The organism is Alcanivorax xiamenensis (assembly GCF_009846745.1).
Classification (GTDB): Bacteria; Pseudomonadota; Gammaproteobacteria; order Pseudomonadales; family Alcanivoracaceae; genus Alloalcanivorax; species Alloalcanivorax xiamenensis.
Genome location: NZ_AQPF01000002.1, coordinates 116483 through 131600, shown reverse-complemented (window position 1 = coordinate 131600; position 15118 = coordinate 116483). Strand labels below are relative to the sequence as shown.

The following is a 15118-nucleotide window of genomic DNA, read 5'->3' as shown; positions in this document are numbered from 1 at the left end:
CGCACCGTAGGAGCGGTCCAGCGACCGCGATGGGTTATGAGCAAATTCTGGAGTCCGTTCGTTCGCGATCTCGCGCCCTATGTGCCCGGTGAACAGCCGAAGATGGCCAATCTGGTCAAGCTGAACACCAACGAGCACCCGCTGGGGCCCTCGCCGAAAGTGCTGGACGCTATCCGGGCGCAAGCGGATGATCGTCTGCGCCTGTACCCGGATCCGCGCAGCACCGAGCTGTGCGAGGCCATTGCCGACTATTATCGGGTCAAGCCGGAGCAGGTGTTTGTCGGTAACGGCTCCGACGAAGTGCTCGCGCACATATTCATGGGGCTGTTTCGCCAGTCCCGGCCGTTGCTGTTCCCCGACATTACCTACAGCTTTTACAAGGTCTATTGCGGGTTGTATGGCATTGATTACCAAACCGTGCCGTTGGGCCAGGGTGACCTGTCCATCCGGTTGACCGATTACGATGCCGTTAATGGCGGTATCATCTTCCCCAACCCCAATGCGCCCACCGGCCGCTTGCTGCCGCTGGCGGACATCGAGGCGCTGCTGCGGCGCAACACCGAGTCGGTGGTGGTGGTGGACGAAGCCTATATCGACTTCGGTGGTGACAGTGCCATCGCCTTGATCGATCGCTATCCGAATCTGCTGGTGACCCAGACCCTGTCCAAGTCACGCTCCCTGGCCGGCTTGCGTATCGGCCTGGCGGTGGGGGACGAAGCACTGATCGAAGGGCTTACCCGCATCAAGGACAGCTTCAATTCCTATCCGCTGGACCGGTTGGCGGTCGCCGCCGGCAAGGCGGCTTTCGAGGACGACGCCTGGTTCCGCCAGGGGCGGGACCAGGTGATGGAGCAGCGCGACTGGTTGACTGGACAGTTGGCCGAGCGTGGCTTCGACACCCTGCCTTCCGCCGCCAACTTTGTCTTTACCCGCCACCCCGATCATCGCGGCGCCGATCTGGCCCGCGGCCTGCGCGAGCAGGGTGTGATCGTGCGGCACTTCGGCAAGCCCGAGCGCATCGCCGATTATCTGCGCATCACCATCGGCAACGCGAAGCAGAACCAGACACTGGTGGCCGCGCTGGACCGGTTGCTATAACCTGCCAGACATCACCCTGTTTGGTCATAGAGACGTTTAGCCATACTCTCGTTTAGTCATACTCTCGTTTAGTCATACAAGGACGCCATGATGAGACGCCTGCTGTTGCCCGCGTTGGTCGCGGGCCTGTGTCCTCCCGCGGCGCTTGCCGCGGTCTTCCCCGTCACCGCTCCGGTTACCGAGGTGGTGTTGTTTCCCGCTCAGGCCGAACTGACCCGTTCGTTACGCCAGTCATTGCCGGCCGGACAGCATCAACTGATCATTTCCGGCTTGCCGGAACTGGATCTGGACCGCCTGCAACTCGAGGTCAACGGGGCACTGCTTGAAGGCGTCCAGCGCCGCCGGGAAAGTAACGCCGAGGATGTTTCCGAGCGCCGCCAGGCATTGGATGAACAAATCGCCGCGCTGGAGCGCCGCCTCCAGGAAGCCGGCACCGCCGACCGACTCGATCAGGAGCAGATTCAGCAGTTGCAATCCCTGCTCGGACAGGCGCCGCAAGGGCCAGCGCTGTACGGCGAAGTACCGGTGGAAAAGTGGTCCAGTGCCTGGGCCCAGATCCGTGAAGCGGTGAATCAGCGCCAGACCGCGATCAATGAGCGGGCGGCGCAACGGCCGGACTGGCAACGGCAACTGCAAGCGCTGCAACAGCAACGCTTACAATTGGGCCAGCAACAGCAGCAACGCCAGGTGCTGGTGGTGGATCTGGTCGCCGAGCAGGCCGGCACCGCCGATCTGGCCTTGCGCTACTACACCCACCAGGCCGGCTGGAGCAATCAACTGCAAGCCAACCTGAACAGTGGTGCCGAACAGATCGCCCTGAACGCCTACGCCGAGGTTCGCAATGGCACCGGCGAGGATTGGCGTGATGTCAAAGCCACTCTGGGGCTGCTGCCGTCGGGATACCGGTCATTACCGGAGCCGACGCCGTGGATTGTCGGTCTGGCCCGGCCGCGCCCGGAGCGCGACCGTTTCGCACGGGCGGTGATGGCGGAGCCCGTGGCGGAAATGGCGGATATGGCGAGTTCCAGCCTTAAGAAGGGCGCCGCGGCCCCGGCCCCGACACCGCAGCCGGTGGCCCACGGGTTTGATATGCGGGTGCCACTGGACGCGCCGCTGTCCCTGGCCAGCGATGGCAGCACCGCCCGTATCGCCTATCAGGATGCGGTGGTACCGGTGACCCTGAGCCGCGAAAGCTACCTGTGGCAACAACCCGCGGTGCTGTTGGTGGGGGAGTGGAAAAACAGCAGCGGCGTGCCCTGGCTGAGCGGTCAGGTGACGGTGCTGCGTGACGGGCAGCGACTCTCCAGCTACGGCCGCGCGGCAGGCATTCAACTCGGAGAAACGGTGCGGATGAGTTTTGGTGACGACCCCCGGTTGCGGGTGGAAGTGGTCACCGAACCCGCCAGCCGGGGCGAAGCCGGCCTGATCAGCAAGGAGAACACGCTTACGGTGACGCGCGGCATCACCGTGTCCTCGAGCTACGATAGGCCCGTGGACGTGGTGTTGTACGACCGTCAACCGGTGCCCAATGACGATCGCATCAAGCTGGAGGCCACCGGGGCCGAACCGGATCAGAGCAACGTCCGCGATATCAAGGGGCTGATGGCCTGGGAACGCACCGTGTCCGCGGACAAGGAGACGCGCCTGGAGCATGGCTTCCAGCTGCGTTATCCCACCGATATGGATTTGCTCGGAGTGGAAGGCCTGCCGCGCTAGGCGGCAGGTGGGAATGCTAGGGGGCGGATTCGCTGCCAAGCGGAGCGCCGCCCGGACATCTTCCCACAGAGGGCGCTACGGAGCCGCTGTGGGAAGCTGCCTTGGCAGCGAATCGGTGTTAGCCCTCCGCCGCCGGCCGGGTGCCGATGGTGACGTCCACATCCATGCGAGTGCGGTTGCGGATCACGTTGAGCGTCACCTTGGTGTCCGGAGCGGTACCGGCGATGCGGTTCATGGCCTCGTAGCCGTCCTTCATGGTCTCACCGTCGATGCCGATCAGCACGTCACCGGGTTGCAGCCCCCCCTGATTGGCCGGACTGTCCACCACTACCTGGGTGATCACGCCGCCGGCTACCCGGTCCATGCCGAAGGTCTCCGCCAGATTGGGGGTGATGTCCTGTACCGTGACGCCGAGATAGCCACGAATCACCCGGCCATGTTCGATCAGATCCGACATTACCTCGCGGGCAATGGACGCGGGAGTGGCGAAACCGATACCCTGCCAGCCGCCAGTGGAGGACAGAATCGCCGTGTTGATGCCGATCAGGTGGCCGCGCGTATCGATCAGCGCGCCACCGGAGTTGCCGCGGTTAATGGCGGCGTCGGTCTGAATGAAGTTCTCGAATGTGGCGATACCCAGATGACTGCGGCCGGTGGCGCTGACGATACCCATGGACACGGTTTGGCCCACCCCCAGCGGGTTGCCGATGGCCAGCACCACATCGCCGACGGTCACCTGGTCCGGCCCGTTCAGTTCGATTTTCGGCAAATCCTCCAGAGCGATCTGCAGCAGCGCCAGATCCGTTTCGGGATCCGTGCCGACCACCCGGGCCGGGGCATCCCGGCCGTCGCGCAGCGACACCAGGATCTCGTCGGCATCCCGGATCACGTGATAACTGGTGAGGATGTAGCCGTCATCGGCGACGATTACACCGGAACCCAGGCTGGCCAGGGCGCGTTCCCGGCGGGGCCGTTCCATGAAACGGTTGAACAGAGGGTCTTGGGTAATGGCACCGGTGGAGACGATCTGCGTGGTGTAGATGTTCACCACCGCCGGCGCCGCCTGGTTGACCGCGCTGGCGTAGCTGTCCGGGCTGGGGGCGCCCTGGCCGCGCGCGGAGCCCGGGCCCTGCTGATGCCACCAGAGCACACCGAATCCCACCAGCAGACCGGCGAGCACCGGTAAGGCGAGGAAACGGATCAGTCGAGTTACAGCCCCCATGAAAATGCCTCGTTCTTTGCCTCGGTGCGCGCACCGGTTGTGGAGAAACGGAGAGAAACTTGCTCCGGTCCGGCGAACCGGCTAGTTTGCCGGGCTGAGCGGGCCGCCGCGCTGGTTCCATAAAGCGCTCATGGTAGCAGATCAACGGTAGAATGAGCTTGTTTTGGAGCCTGTTGATGATCCGCGCGCCACTGCGTCGCTGCTGGAAAAGCCGCCAATCGATCCCCGGGAGGGTGCCCCATGCTGAAACGAGACCGTCTGTTGTCGGTGCTGGACACCGAGCTGCAAAGTCACCGGTTCAAGGACTACTGCCCCAACGGCCTGCAAGTGGAGGGTCGCGAGCAGGTGCGCCATCTGGTCACCGGTGTCACCGCCTGTCAGGCACTGATCGATGCCGCCATTGTCGAGGAAGCGGACGCGATTCTGGTGCATCACGGCTACTTCTGGAAGAACGAGGACGCCCGGGTACGCGGCATGAAGAAGCAGCGTCTGCAGAGCCTGCTGCGCCATGACATCAGCCTGTTCGCCTATCATTTGCCACTGGATGCCCACCCCGAGTTGGGCAACAATGCGCAGTTGGCGCGGCGTCTGGGCCTGGTGGTGGAAGGCGGACTGCAGCCACGGGACAGTTTTCCGATCGGCAACGTGGGGCGTCTGGACGGGCCGATGACCGCCGACGAGTTCGCCTCTCACGTGGAATCGGTGCTGGGGCGCCAGGTGCTGCATATCGGCGATACCCAGGATGAGATCGAGACCCTGGCCTGGTGCACCGGTGCCGCCCAGGGCTTTATCGATCAGGCTCAGGCGCTGGGTGTGGACGCCTACCTGAGCGGCGAGATTTCCGAGCCGACCACCCATTTCGCCCGCGAGACCGGCATTCATTACTTTGCTTGCGGCCATCACGCCACCGAGCGCTACGGAGTGCTGGCCGTGGGGGAATGGCTGGCGGACGAATACGGCCTGGAACACACCTTCATTGACATCGACAATCCGGTTTGAGGCCCCCTTCTGATTCGTCATGGCGTGCCATTCCCGCCGGGCGCATGCAGTACAGGACAGCATGAACATAACCGTCATTTTCAACCCCACCGCCGGCGGCGGCCGGGACCGCCGGCTGCGGCATTTTATCCGCACCCTGGAACAGGGCGGCGCGCGCGTTCGCCTCTATCACACCCGCGCCCCCGGGGACGCGATTCGCTATCTGCGGGAGCTGGAAGACCAGGGGGATTGCGTGGTCGCCGCCGGCGGCGACGGTACCGTCAACGAGGTCCTCAATGGGCTGCGCCCAGGCGTGGCGCTGGGCTTGTTCCCGATTGGCACCGCCAATGTGCTGGCCAAGGAACTGGGGTTGCCGCGCCGTCCGGAAGCAGCGGCGGAAGTGGTGCTGGCTGGCCAATCCCTGCCGGTGACGCCGGCGACGCTCAACGGTCGCCGCTTTATGGTCATGTGCGGAGTGGGTTACGACGCCTGGGTGGTCGATCAGGTGGACCTGATCCTGAAACGTCGGATCGGCAAGCTGGCTTATGCCCTCAGCATGATCCGGCAACTGGCTCGTTACGGAAAAGTGAGCTACCGGGTGTCGGTGGATGGCCGGCCTTTGGACTGTTTCTCCGCGGTGATCACCAATGGCCGCTACTACGGCGGCAGCTTCGTCCTCAGCCGGCAGGCCAACATCGCCCGTGCCAAACTGCAGGTGCTGCTGTTTCAGCGCTCCGGGGTGTGGTTTCTGTTGGGGTGCTTGGTGGCGCTGATGATGGGGCGGCTGGAACGGCGTGACGGCGTGGCTTCGGTGAGCGCGGAGAAAGTCACCGTGGAGGTGTCCCGGCACCTGGCTGGTAGTGACGTCCGGCCGGTGGGCGAGGTGGCTTGGCCGAAACTGGGCCCGGAGCCGATCCAGGCGGATGGCGACCCCGCTGGCTGGTTGCCGGCGGAAATCCTGCTGGAGAATCAGGCGGTGCCGGTCCGGGTGCCGCGGTAGTTGATAATTGACAGTGGGCGGTTGGCGGAGAAAAGACAAAGCACGCGGCTCTTTAGCCGCTGTGGGAGGCCAGCTTGCTGGCGAAGGTCCGTAACCTCTTCGCCAGCAAGCTGGCCTCCCACGGCTGTCATCATGATCCCTGGCCCCCATAGAATAAGACTCAAACGTAATATTCTTAGTAGTGGTGGAGGATCGTCGCCGCTGGCCGGTATAATCCGCGCCCGTTAATGCCCAAAAAATGACCTCTAGGGAGTGAACATGTCACAACTGGTGAAACCGCATGGCAGCGATACGCTGAAGATCCTGCTGCTGGAAGGCTCCGAGCGGGAGCAGGCACTGCAAGCCGCTGAAACCCTGCCGAAAATCACACTCAGCTCGCGGGAGCGGGGTGACCTGATCATGTTCGGCATCGGTGGTTTCACCCCCCTGGACGGCTTCATGGGCAAAGCCGACTGGCAGAGCGTGTGTGACAACATGACGCTGGCGAACGGTGTGTTCTGGCCGATCCCGATCACCCTGTCCACTGACGCGGCCACCGCCGAAGGCCTCAATGAAGGGCAGGACGTGGCGTTGGTGGACGAGTCCGGTGAGATCATGGGCGTGCTGACGCTGACCGAGAAGTACGGCATCGACAAGGCCCACGAATGCCAGCAGGTGTTCAAGACCACCGATGAAGAGCACCCGGGCGTGAAGATGGTGATGGCCCAGGGCGAGGTCAATCTGGCCGGTCCGGTCAAGGTATTCAGCCAGGGCGAATTCCCCACCAAATACGCCGGCATTTACATGACGCCCACTGAAACCCGCGCCATGTTCGAGGAAAAAGGCTGGAAAACCGTGGCCGCTTTCCAAACCCGCAACCCGATGCACCGCTCCCATGAGCACCTGGCGAAAATCGCCATCGAGATCTGTGACGGTGTCATGGTGCATTCCCTGCTGGGTAACCTGAAACCCGGTGATATCCCCGCCGAGGTGCGTCAGGAAGCCATCGGCACCCTGATCGACAAGTACTTCGTGAAGAATACCGTGGTGCAATCCGGTTACCCGCTGGACATGCGTTACGCCGGGCCTCGCGAGGCGCTGTTGCACGCCCTGTTCCGTCAGAACTACGGCTGCTCCCATCTGATTGTTGGCCGCGACCACGCTGGTGTGGGCGATTACTACGGTCCGTTTGACGCTCATCACATTTTCGATGAAATCGCCGATGACGCGCTGATCACCCAACCGCTGAAAATCGACTGGACCTTCTGGTGCGACAAGTGCGGCACCATGGCTTCCATGCGTACCTGTCCGCACGAAGCGGAAGACCGCGTGTTGGTTTCCGGCACCAAGCTGCGCAAGCTGCTGAGCGAAGGGGGCGACGTGCCGGACAACTTCAGCCGCCCGGAAGTACTGGAAGTGCTGCGCCGTTACTACGAAGGGCTGCAGGACCACGAGAAGGTGAAGGTGGAACTGACAGGGCATTCCGCCCGCTGATCGGCTGCTTGAAGGCTATCGAGAATTGATTCGCGGCCGAGGCCGCTTCCCACGGAGGAGCTACCAGGCTGCTGTGGGAAGTGGCCTCGGCCGCGAAGGGTTTCAGGCTTTCTTGTCATCGCTTTCGCTGTCCACGTCCGCGTAATCCCGCGGCGGCTCGACGAAGTTCGCCGGCTTGGCGTTGTCGTCCACGTTGACCGGCTCGAACGGGCCGTCCGGATTGGCGCGCAATCCGAAGTCCTCGGCCAGGGTTCCTTTGGCCTTGGGCGCGTAATCCAGCGGCTGTGATACCGGCATGTTCTGTTCACCGGCGGCATCCAGGGATTTGGCGGCGGCCCGTTGACGGCCCGCTTCACTGCACAATTCACTGGCACCCTCGGACAATTGCTGATGCACCGCTCGGTAGGCGTTGGTCAGTTCGTTGACCAACTCGGCGGTACGCAGGAAATGATGATCCACCTGATCCCGGTAGTGATTGAGCGCCTGACGGGCGTCATCACGATCGCGCAGCACGCGGCTGGACTGGCGCCGCGCGGGCAGCAGCCAATAGAGCAGGCCGGCGCCCAGCACCAGGCCCACCACGAATGAGATCAGATTGGTTGTCAGCATATCCATGTCATACTCCTAGCGACCCTGAACAGGTCCTACTACCCGGATGGCGCACCAGATACCCGGTGGACCGGCTCCGTTCCACACGGCTCGCGCCGTCCACCATTGTCATGCACCATACAACCACGACCGCGCGGTTTGGTGCCGTACCCGGATCAAGCCGTATTGCAGCACAGACATCGCCCGGGCGCCAACTGTAAACGGCCGCCGGTATTTAAAAACATGAGCCGGATCAGTCTCAGGGACCGGCGTGAACACACGCGTTACACCAGGAATTCGGGAGGATAATCATGAGCTCGGAACGGCTGTTGCTGGACGGGCCGGAAGGCAAACTCGAGGCCGTGCTAGAAGGGACCATCGATAACCCGAAGATGATCGCCATTATCTGTCATCCTCATCCGTTGTTCGGTGGCACCATGGACAACAAGGTCGTCACCACGCTGAGCCGCGCCGCCCGCGAGGCGGAGGCCGCCGTGGTACGGTTCAATTTCCGCGGTGTCGGCGCCAGTCAGGGAGCCTACAGTGAAGGCATTGGCGAAACCGAGGACCTGATGGCGGTGCACAACTGGCTGAGCAAGCGTTACCCGGGATTACCGTTCTGGCTGGCCGGGTTTTCCTTTGGCACTTTCGTGGCCGCCCGTGGCGCCGAGATCCTGGCCGCCAACGGCAGCGGGCCCAAGGCATTGTTCCTGGTGGCGCCGGCGGTGCACAACTACCCCTTCGACGAGATCGAATCGGTCGGTTGCCCGGTGACGGTGGTGCAGGGCGAGGACGACGAAGTGGTTCCGGTGGAGAAGGTGTTCCGCTGGGTCGAGACCACACCGCTGGCGCCGGACCTGATCCGTTTCCCCGAAAGTGGCCACTTCTTCCACGGCCATCTGTTGGAATTACGTGACGTCGCCGCCTCACGGTTGCCGTGAATCGCCGCCCGTGTTGCTTGTCTCCCGGCAATGAGAACGCTACATTGAGCCGCCGTCCACTGGCCGTTTGAGTTTGTTCAACCGATGACGCCGCTAGAGAAGTACCAGGCCGATCTGGCCAGCCCGGAGTTCCTGCATGACGCCGCCCAGGAAGAGGCCGTGCGGGCTCTGGACGCGCTCTATCACCGGTTATTGAAGCCGCGTCATGGCGGTGGTTTTCTGGGTCGGCTGCGCAAGCGCAAGCCTACGCCGGAAACCGGCCTGTATATGTGGGGCGGGGTCGGGCGCGGCAAGACCTACCTGATGGACGTGTTCTTCGAAGCATTGCCGTTCGAGGAAAAGCGGCGCATGCACTTCCACCGTTTCATGCAACGAATCCATCGGGAAATGCGTGCCCGCCAGGGGGAGAAAAACCCGCTTACCAGCATCGCCCGCGAATTCGCCCAGCGCTATCGGGTGCTGTGTTTCGACGAGTTCTTCGTCACTGACATCACCGACGCCATGATCCTCGGCACCATCATGGAAACGCTGTTCGATGAGGGCGTGACGCTGGTGGCCACATCCAATATTGAACCGGACGGGCTTTACAGGGACGGTTTGCAGCGGGCCCGCTTCCTGCCGGCCATCGCGTTGATCAAACAGCACACCAAGGTGCTTAACGTGGACGGCGGTAAGGATTACCGGTTGCGGTTGCTGGAGCAAGCCGAGCTGTACCATTGCCCTCTGGGACCGGAGGCGGACCGCTTTATTCGCGAACGCTTCGAAGCGCTGTCCGGTGACCATGGTCGGCGTCGGGAGCAGGGCAACATTCTGGTGGAAGGGCGCAAGATCGCCACCGTGAAATCCGCCGACGATGTGGTCTGGTTCCGGTTCGAGGCCCTCTGTGACGGCCCGCGGAGCCAGAACGATTACATTGAAATCGCGCGGGAATTCCACACCGTCCTGGTGTCCGGCGTGGAACGCATGGGGGTGGCCACCGATGACCGCGCCCGCCGTTTCATCAACATGGTCGATGAATTCTATGACCGTGGGGTCAAACTGGTGATCACCGCGGAAGTGCCGATCGAGGACCTCTACGCGGGCGGGCGCCTGGAGTTCGAGTTCGAGCGCACCCGCAGTCGTTTGCTGGAAATGCAATCGCAAGAATACCTGGCGAGAGAGCACCTGGCCTGATCGTTTTGGTCATTGTCCCCCCGCACCACTTGTTTCACTCTGGTTGACTGTTTCGCCGGCCGAGCGCCGGTTCTGCCAACAATAACCGGAGAACATCATGATCCCCCGTACCCTGTTCAGTTCCGACCACGAAGCGTTCCGCGATACCGTCCGTCGTTTTCTGGAAAATGAAGCCGTGCCTCACCATGAACAGTGGGAAGAGGAGGGCCAGGTGCCTCGTGAACTGTGGCGCAAAGCGGGGGAACAAGGGTTTCTGTGCCCCATGGTCAGCGAAGCCTACGGCGGCATTGGCGCGGATTTTCTATATAGCGTGGTGGTCAGCGAGGAAGTTTCCCGGGCGGGGCTGACCGGTATTGGCTGGGGGCTGCATACCGAGATCGTCGCCCCTTATATCGAGCACTATGGCTCGGAGACGCTCAAGCAGAAGTATCTGCCGAAGATGGTGACCGGTGAACTGATCGGCGCCATCGCCATGAGCGAGCCCGGTGCCGGCTCGGACCTGCAAGGGGTCAAGACCAATGCGGTGAAGCAGGGCGATCACTACATCCTCAACGGCTCCAAAACCTTTATCACCAATGGTCAAAACGCCGATATCGTCATCGTCGTGGCCAAGACCGATCCGGATAAGGGGGCCAAGGGCATCAGCCTGCTGCTGGTGGACGCGGGCACGGCGGGTTTCGAGAAGGGCAAGAACCTGAAGAAGGTGGGCATGAAGGCCCAGGACACCTCCGAACTGTTCTTCCAGGATGTGAAAGTACCGGCGGAGAACCTGATCGGCGAGGAAGGCATGGGCTTCATCTACCTGATGCAGGAGTTGCCGCAGGAACGCCTGGGCATCGCCATTAACGGTCTGGCCATGGCGGAAAGCGCCTTCGAGCACACCCTCAACTATGTGAAGGAGCGCACCGCCTTTGGCCGTCGCGTCGCCGATTTCCAGAACACCCAGTTCAAACTGGCGGAGATGCACACCCGGCTGGAAGTGGCCCGCGCCTACGTGGACCGCTGCCTGGAACTGCACCTGAAGAAGGAGCTGGATGTTCCCACCGCCGCCGGTGCCAAGTATTACGTGTCCGATTTGCAGTGCGAGATCGTCGATGAATGCGTGCAGCTGCACGGCGGTTACGGCTATATGTGGGAATATCCGGTGGCGCGCATGTTCGCTGACTCGCGGGTGCAGCGTATCTATGGCGGCACCAATGAAATCATGAAGACCATCATCAGCCGGGCCTTGCTCGCCGGCTGACCCGCTCCTCCACGCCTGTTCCGCCGCGTACCGGGTCGTCTCCGGATGATTCGGTACGCGGGTGCGGTTTTACAATACAAATCTTCCCCAAATGTATATCTCTGTATAACCTTTGCCCAGAAGTGCTCGCTGAGACGTCCCAGGCCCGTTCCGGTGGCGGCGTGTGCCAATCATCCGCCGGGAAGGAAGGTACGAACGGGCCGACTACTCCGGAACCGGGTCCATGAACTCGTGACGGGGGAGGGGAGAAATAAAAGGAACCCGGGTTCCGGGAACGTCGGAGCGACGCCGTGACGGCCATATCGGAAGGCCGCCTTCCGGAGCGGTGATTTTGGCCCATGGGGTGGCTAGGCGGGTGCTTTTATCAGGTGTATAAGGGATTTGAGGCTCGTATGAGTCTCGCCCAAGGACGCCTTTATTCAGCTCGCAGGACGATGGAGAAAATCATGAAAATAAAAGGTGCGATTCTGGTAGGATCGGCGCTGTCACTGGCGGTGAGTTCGGCAATGGGTTCCGGGTTCTCTGTCTCTTATCAATCCGTTTCCGCCCTGGGTACCGCCTATGCCGGTTCCGGGGTGCTCAGTGAAGACGCCTCTAACCAATGGTACAACCCGGCAACGCTGGCCGGCCTGAAGAAGGCCCAGGTCACCGTGACCGGTCATCAGGTCTGGATCGATACCGACTTCAAAGCGGACAGTGCCTCCGGTCCGGGCAACTTCAAGGATGTTGAACCGTTCGTGGGCAGCGCGTTCCTGGCGGTGCCGATCAATGACACCATGACCTTCGGTCTTGGCCTGACCGCGCCTTTTGGCACCAAGATCGAGTACCAGAACGGCTGGGGTAATGCCGTGGCTCCGGGCATCACCTCCGGTGACTTCTACGCGCAGGAATCCGACGTCAAGACAGTGAATATCAACCCGTCCCTGGGCATTCAGGTCACCGACAAGCTGAACGTGGGCGTGGGCGTCAGCTACCAGCGCATCGACGCGGATCTGCAAAACGCCGCCACCCGTCTGGAAGGCGACGATGACGCCGTGGGCTGGAATGTCGGCCTGACCTACCAGGCGGACGACAACAACCGCTTTGGTATCGCTTACCGCTCCAAGATGGAATACACCGTGGACGGTGATATTACTTTCCACCCGGCGGCGGCCGGCCCCCTGGCAGGAAAATATTCCGGCAAAGCCGACATTGATCTGCCGGCCAGCCTGCAGCTCTCTTACGCCGGTAACATGACCGAGCGTACCCAGTTGCTGCTGGGCGTCGAATGGATGGAGTGGAGCGATCTGAGCACACTGGACGTCAAACACAATGGCCCGGCTCCATTGCCGAACCCCGCGGTGGAAAACTTCGACTGGGAGAACACCGTGCGTTACTCCCTGGGGCTGCGCCATACCCTGACCAACGACACCGTGTTGCGCTTCGGCGTGGCCAAGGAAGACTCCACCCAAGGTACCTCCAACCGGTCCGCGGCGTCTCCGGACTCCGATCGTGTTTGGGTTACCCTCGGTGCGGGCTTCAAGCCCACGGACAACATGAGCATCGATGTAGGCTACGCGCATATCTTCGTCAGCGACGCGGATATCACCCGTCAGGACGGCACCAAGCCGCCCCTGTCCGGCACCTACGAACTGGATGCCAACGTAGTGGGCGCGCAGCTCAACTACACCTTCTGATCGCCTCTCTGGACGATCCCGACGGCGCGGCTTCGGCCGCGCCGTTTTTGTTTCAACCTCTCCTCCCGTTAACGTAAACCCTATTGTTTTTCCCGCCCTCCTTGCTCCAGGCTGTGCTTGATACGGACCGGGTGGGATCATGTTCAGAGTCGCGATAGTTCTGCTGTTATTGATACCGCTGGCGGGTTGTGGCTCCAGCGGTGGCGAGCCACGGCTTCAAGATGACATCACCGAACTGACCTTGCATGGCGACAGCGTTGCCGGTGTCGATCAGGTGGTGGGTATCGTCGCGGTTTTGCCGGATCGGTACGACCGATACCAATGGACTCAGCTGGAAGGCACGCCGGTGGTATTACCAGATCGCCACGGTCCGGCGATCAGCTTCCGGGTCAGCGACCCCGGGCGTTATCGATTTCATTTCCAGGCCGGCTCGGACCAGGGCAGCATCAGCGATGAGTTTGTCGTCACCGTGGCTGATGATGGTGAGCCGGCCAGGGCTGCTCTGCGCGCGGATCGCTCGGTCAGTGCCGGTGGGCGCACCTCCCTGCGTTTCTGGCTGGATGACCAGGCGCCGGTCTCGGCACCCCGATTTCGTCAAGTGAGCGGACCCGCCGCCTCCCTCGCCTACGGCAGCGACCCGGCGGTCGTGTACCTGACCGCGCCGGATGTGCCCGGCGATCGGGTATTGATGTTCGAAGCCAGTGTCGATACCGCCGAAGGCACCTTCACTGACCAGGCGCGGGTAGTGGTACGCAATCGTCCGCCGGTGACCAGCCCCTACTTCTGTGCCGGAGATGGCGCGAACTGCGCCACGACGACACCGCTGCAAGAAGTGCGAGCCTATCGGCGGGATTCCACCTATCGGCCGGTACTGGAACGTTGTGTCTATGACAATCAACTGGATGGCGCCCGGCTGTGCCGGGTGTCGGAACTGCCGCCATTGGGAGGGCAGGGGGATTTGCCCACGGTGGACCGGATCATGGATCGGGTGCTGGTCAGCCACGACTGGATGGGCGAGCGTCTCGAAGCGCTATTACGCGACCCTGAGACGCAAGCGGATTTGCGCCACCTGCTGCGGCCAGTGACCGCCGTGGTGATCTCCAGCGACCTGCGCCCCTCGTTTTACTGGGCGCTCACCGGCGCCATCTACCTGGATCCCCGCTACCTGTGGCTCACCCCGGAGGAGCGGGATCTGATCAACGAACAGCCGGATGCCCGTAGTGGTTTCGGTGAAGACCTGCCGTTCCGGATCGTCAGCCGTTTTCTCTCCGATGACGGGCCCATGCCCGCTTCGCCCGCCGCTGGCGAGCGGGTGGTGATCAGCGAAGATCGGTTGCGCCCCCGACTGACCAACACCCTTTATCACGAACTGGCCCACGCCAACGATTATCTGCCGCCCTCGGTGCTTCCCTTTCTGGACGCTGAGCTGCGTATCGTCGACGAGGTCAATCGCCGCTCGCCGGTGTCGGCGACCCTGCCCGGTGGCCCCCGGGACACCAACCTGACACAACTGGCCCGGGTCCGCTATTACGGCGACCCCATCACCGAAGCGCAAAAGCAACTGGACCCGGATCGGGTGGCGGACTGGTTCTTCGCCGACGTCACCAACGACTTCTACGCCTACACCACGCCCCGCGAAGACCTGGCCATGCTGTTCGAAGAGGCCCTGAGCGGGTTTCGTCTGGGATACCAACGGGATCTTGCCGTCACCGACACCGACTACAGGGTGCGCCAGGGCTGGCGGCATCGCATCGCGCAAACCGGGGTAAAGGCGCGGGCGGACTATGTGCTGGACTGGATCTATCCCGAGCAGGCGCCGGCCATCCGCGCCTACCTGGAAAGCCTCACTCCGGAGCCGTTATGCGCGGACGTGGCATTCACGTCCAGTGGCCCTGAATGTGCGACGCCAATGGCCTTCCCGGCATCGCCGGAAGCGTTCCAATACCGACCGGAGCCGCACGAGCACTTCTCCCCACCTTCGGTGCGTCCTTAGGTGGGATGGCTTTATTG

At 62.3% G+C, this 15118-nt stretch carries 12 protein-coding genes; 10 read left to right on the top strand and 2 right to left on the bottom strand.

Going from position 1 to position 15118, the window contains the following annotated elements:
• Positions 1 to 36: 36 nt before the first annotated feature.
• Positions 37 to 1098: a histidinol-phosphate transaminase gene (gene hisC / locus A6D6_RS02140; protein WP_159659784.1), complete on the top strand. Its 1062-nt coding sequence runs from the start codon at positions 37 to 39 to the stop codon at positions 1096 to 1098.
• An 87-nt stretch (positions 1099 to 1185) separates the two neighbouring features.
• Complete coding sequence (locus A6D6_RS02135; protein WP_236563947.1) at positions 1186 to 2814, top strand: DUF4139 domain-containing protein; 1629 nt, start codon at positions 1186 to 1188, stop codon at positions 2812 to 2814.
• Positions 2815 to 2932: 118 nt separating this feature from the next.
• Here A6D6_RS02135 and A6D6_RS02130 read toward each other — a convergent pair whose 3' ends face one another.
• Positions 2933 to 4036 (bottom strand): trypsin-like peptidase domain-containing protein, encoded by a 1104-nt coding sequence (locus A6D6_RS02130; RefSeq protein ID WP_133491526.1) that lies wholly within the window; start codon positions 4034 to 4036, stop codon positions 2933 to 2935.
• A 240-nt stretch (positions 4037 to 4276) separates the two neighbouring features.
• Between A6D6_RS02130 and A6D6_RS02125 the strand changes: the two genes are divergently transcribed.
• From A6D6_RS02125 to sat, 3 genes are all read left to right on the top strand, one after another.
• Positions 4277 to 5035 (top strand): Nif3-like dinuclear metal center hexameric protein, encoded by a 759-nt coding sequence (locus tag A6D6_RS02125; RefSeq protein ID WP_133491525.1) that lies wholly within the window; start codon positions 4277 to 4279, stop codon positions 5033 to 5035.
• A gap of 61 nt (positions 5036 to 5096) precedes the next feature.
• Positions 5097 to 6014: a diacylglycerol/lipid kinase family protein gene (locus tag A6D6_RS02120; protein ID WP_159659783.1), complete on the top strand. Its 918-nt coding sequence runs from the start codon at positions 5097 to 5099 to the stop codon at positions 6012 to 6014.
• A 258-nt stretch (positions 6015 to 6272) separates the two neighbouring features.
• A complete protein-coding gene (gene sat, locus A6D6_RS02115; protein ID WP_133491523.1) occupies positions 6273 to 7487 on the top strand; it encodes a sulfate adenylyltransferase in 1215 nt (404 codons plus the stop codon).
• Positions 7488 to 7589: 102 nt separating this feature from the next.
• Here sat and A6D6_RS02110 read toward each other — a convergent pair whose 3' ends face one another.
• Positions 7590 to 8102: a Z-ring associated ZapG family protein gene (locus tag A6D6_RS02110; protein ID WP_014995886.1), complete on the bottom strand. Its 513-nt coding sequence runs from the start codon at positions 8100 to 8102 to the stop codon at positions 7590 to 7592.
• A gap of 284 nt (positions 8103 to 8386) precedes the next feature.
• On the opposite strand from A6D6_RS02110, the gene A6D6_RS02105 reads away from it, so the two are divergent.
• The 5 genes from A6D6_RS02105 to A6D6_RS02085 all read left to right on the top strand — a co-directional run bounded on the left by A6D6_RS02105 (position 8387) and on the right by A6D6_RS02085 (position 15101).
• On the top strand, positions 8387 to 9016 hold the full coding sequence (locus A6D6_RS02105) for an alpha/beta hydrolase (protein WP_133491522.1): 630 nt from the start codon (positions 8387 to 8389) through the stop codon (positions 9014 to 9016).
• An 84-nt stretch (positions 9017 to 9100) separates the two neighbouring features.
• Entirely contained in the window at positions 9101 to 10189 is a 1089-nt protein-coding gene (gene zapE / locus A6D6_RS02100; protein WP_159659782.1) for a cell division protein ZapE, read from the top strand.
• Positions 10190 to 10286: 97 nt separating this feature from the next.
• The gene (locus A6D6_RS02095; protein WP_133491520.1) at positions 10287 to 11432 is read left to right on the top strand and encodes an acyl-CoA dehydrogenase family protein; all 1146 of its coding nucleotides are present in this window, start codon (positions 10287 to 10289) and stop codon (positions 11430 to 11432) included.
• A 446-nt stretch (positions 11433 to 11878) separates the two neighbouring features.
• Entirely contained in the window at positions 11879 to 13108 is a 1230-nt protein-coding gene (locus A6D6_RS02090) for an OmpP1/FadL family transporter (protein ID WP_133491519.1), read from the top strand.
• Positions 13109 to 13247: 139 nt separating this feature from the next.
• Positions 13248 to 15101, top strand: a complete 1854-nt coding sequence (locus A6D6_RS02085) for a hypothetical protein (RefSeq protein WP_159659781.1) — start codon at positions 13248 to 13250, stop codon at positions 15099 to 15101.
• The last annotated feature ends 17 nt before the right edge of the window (positions 15102 to 15118 follow it).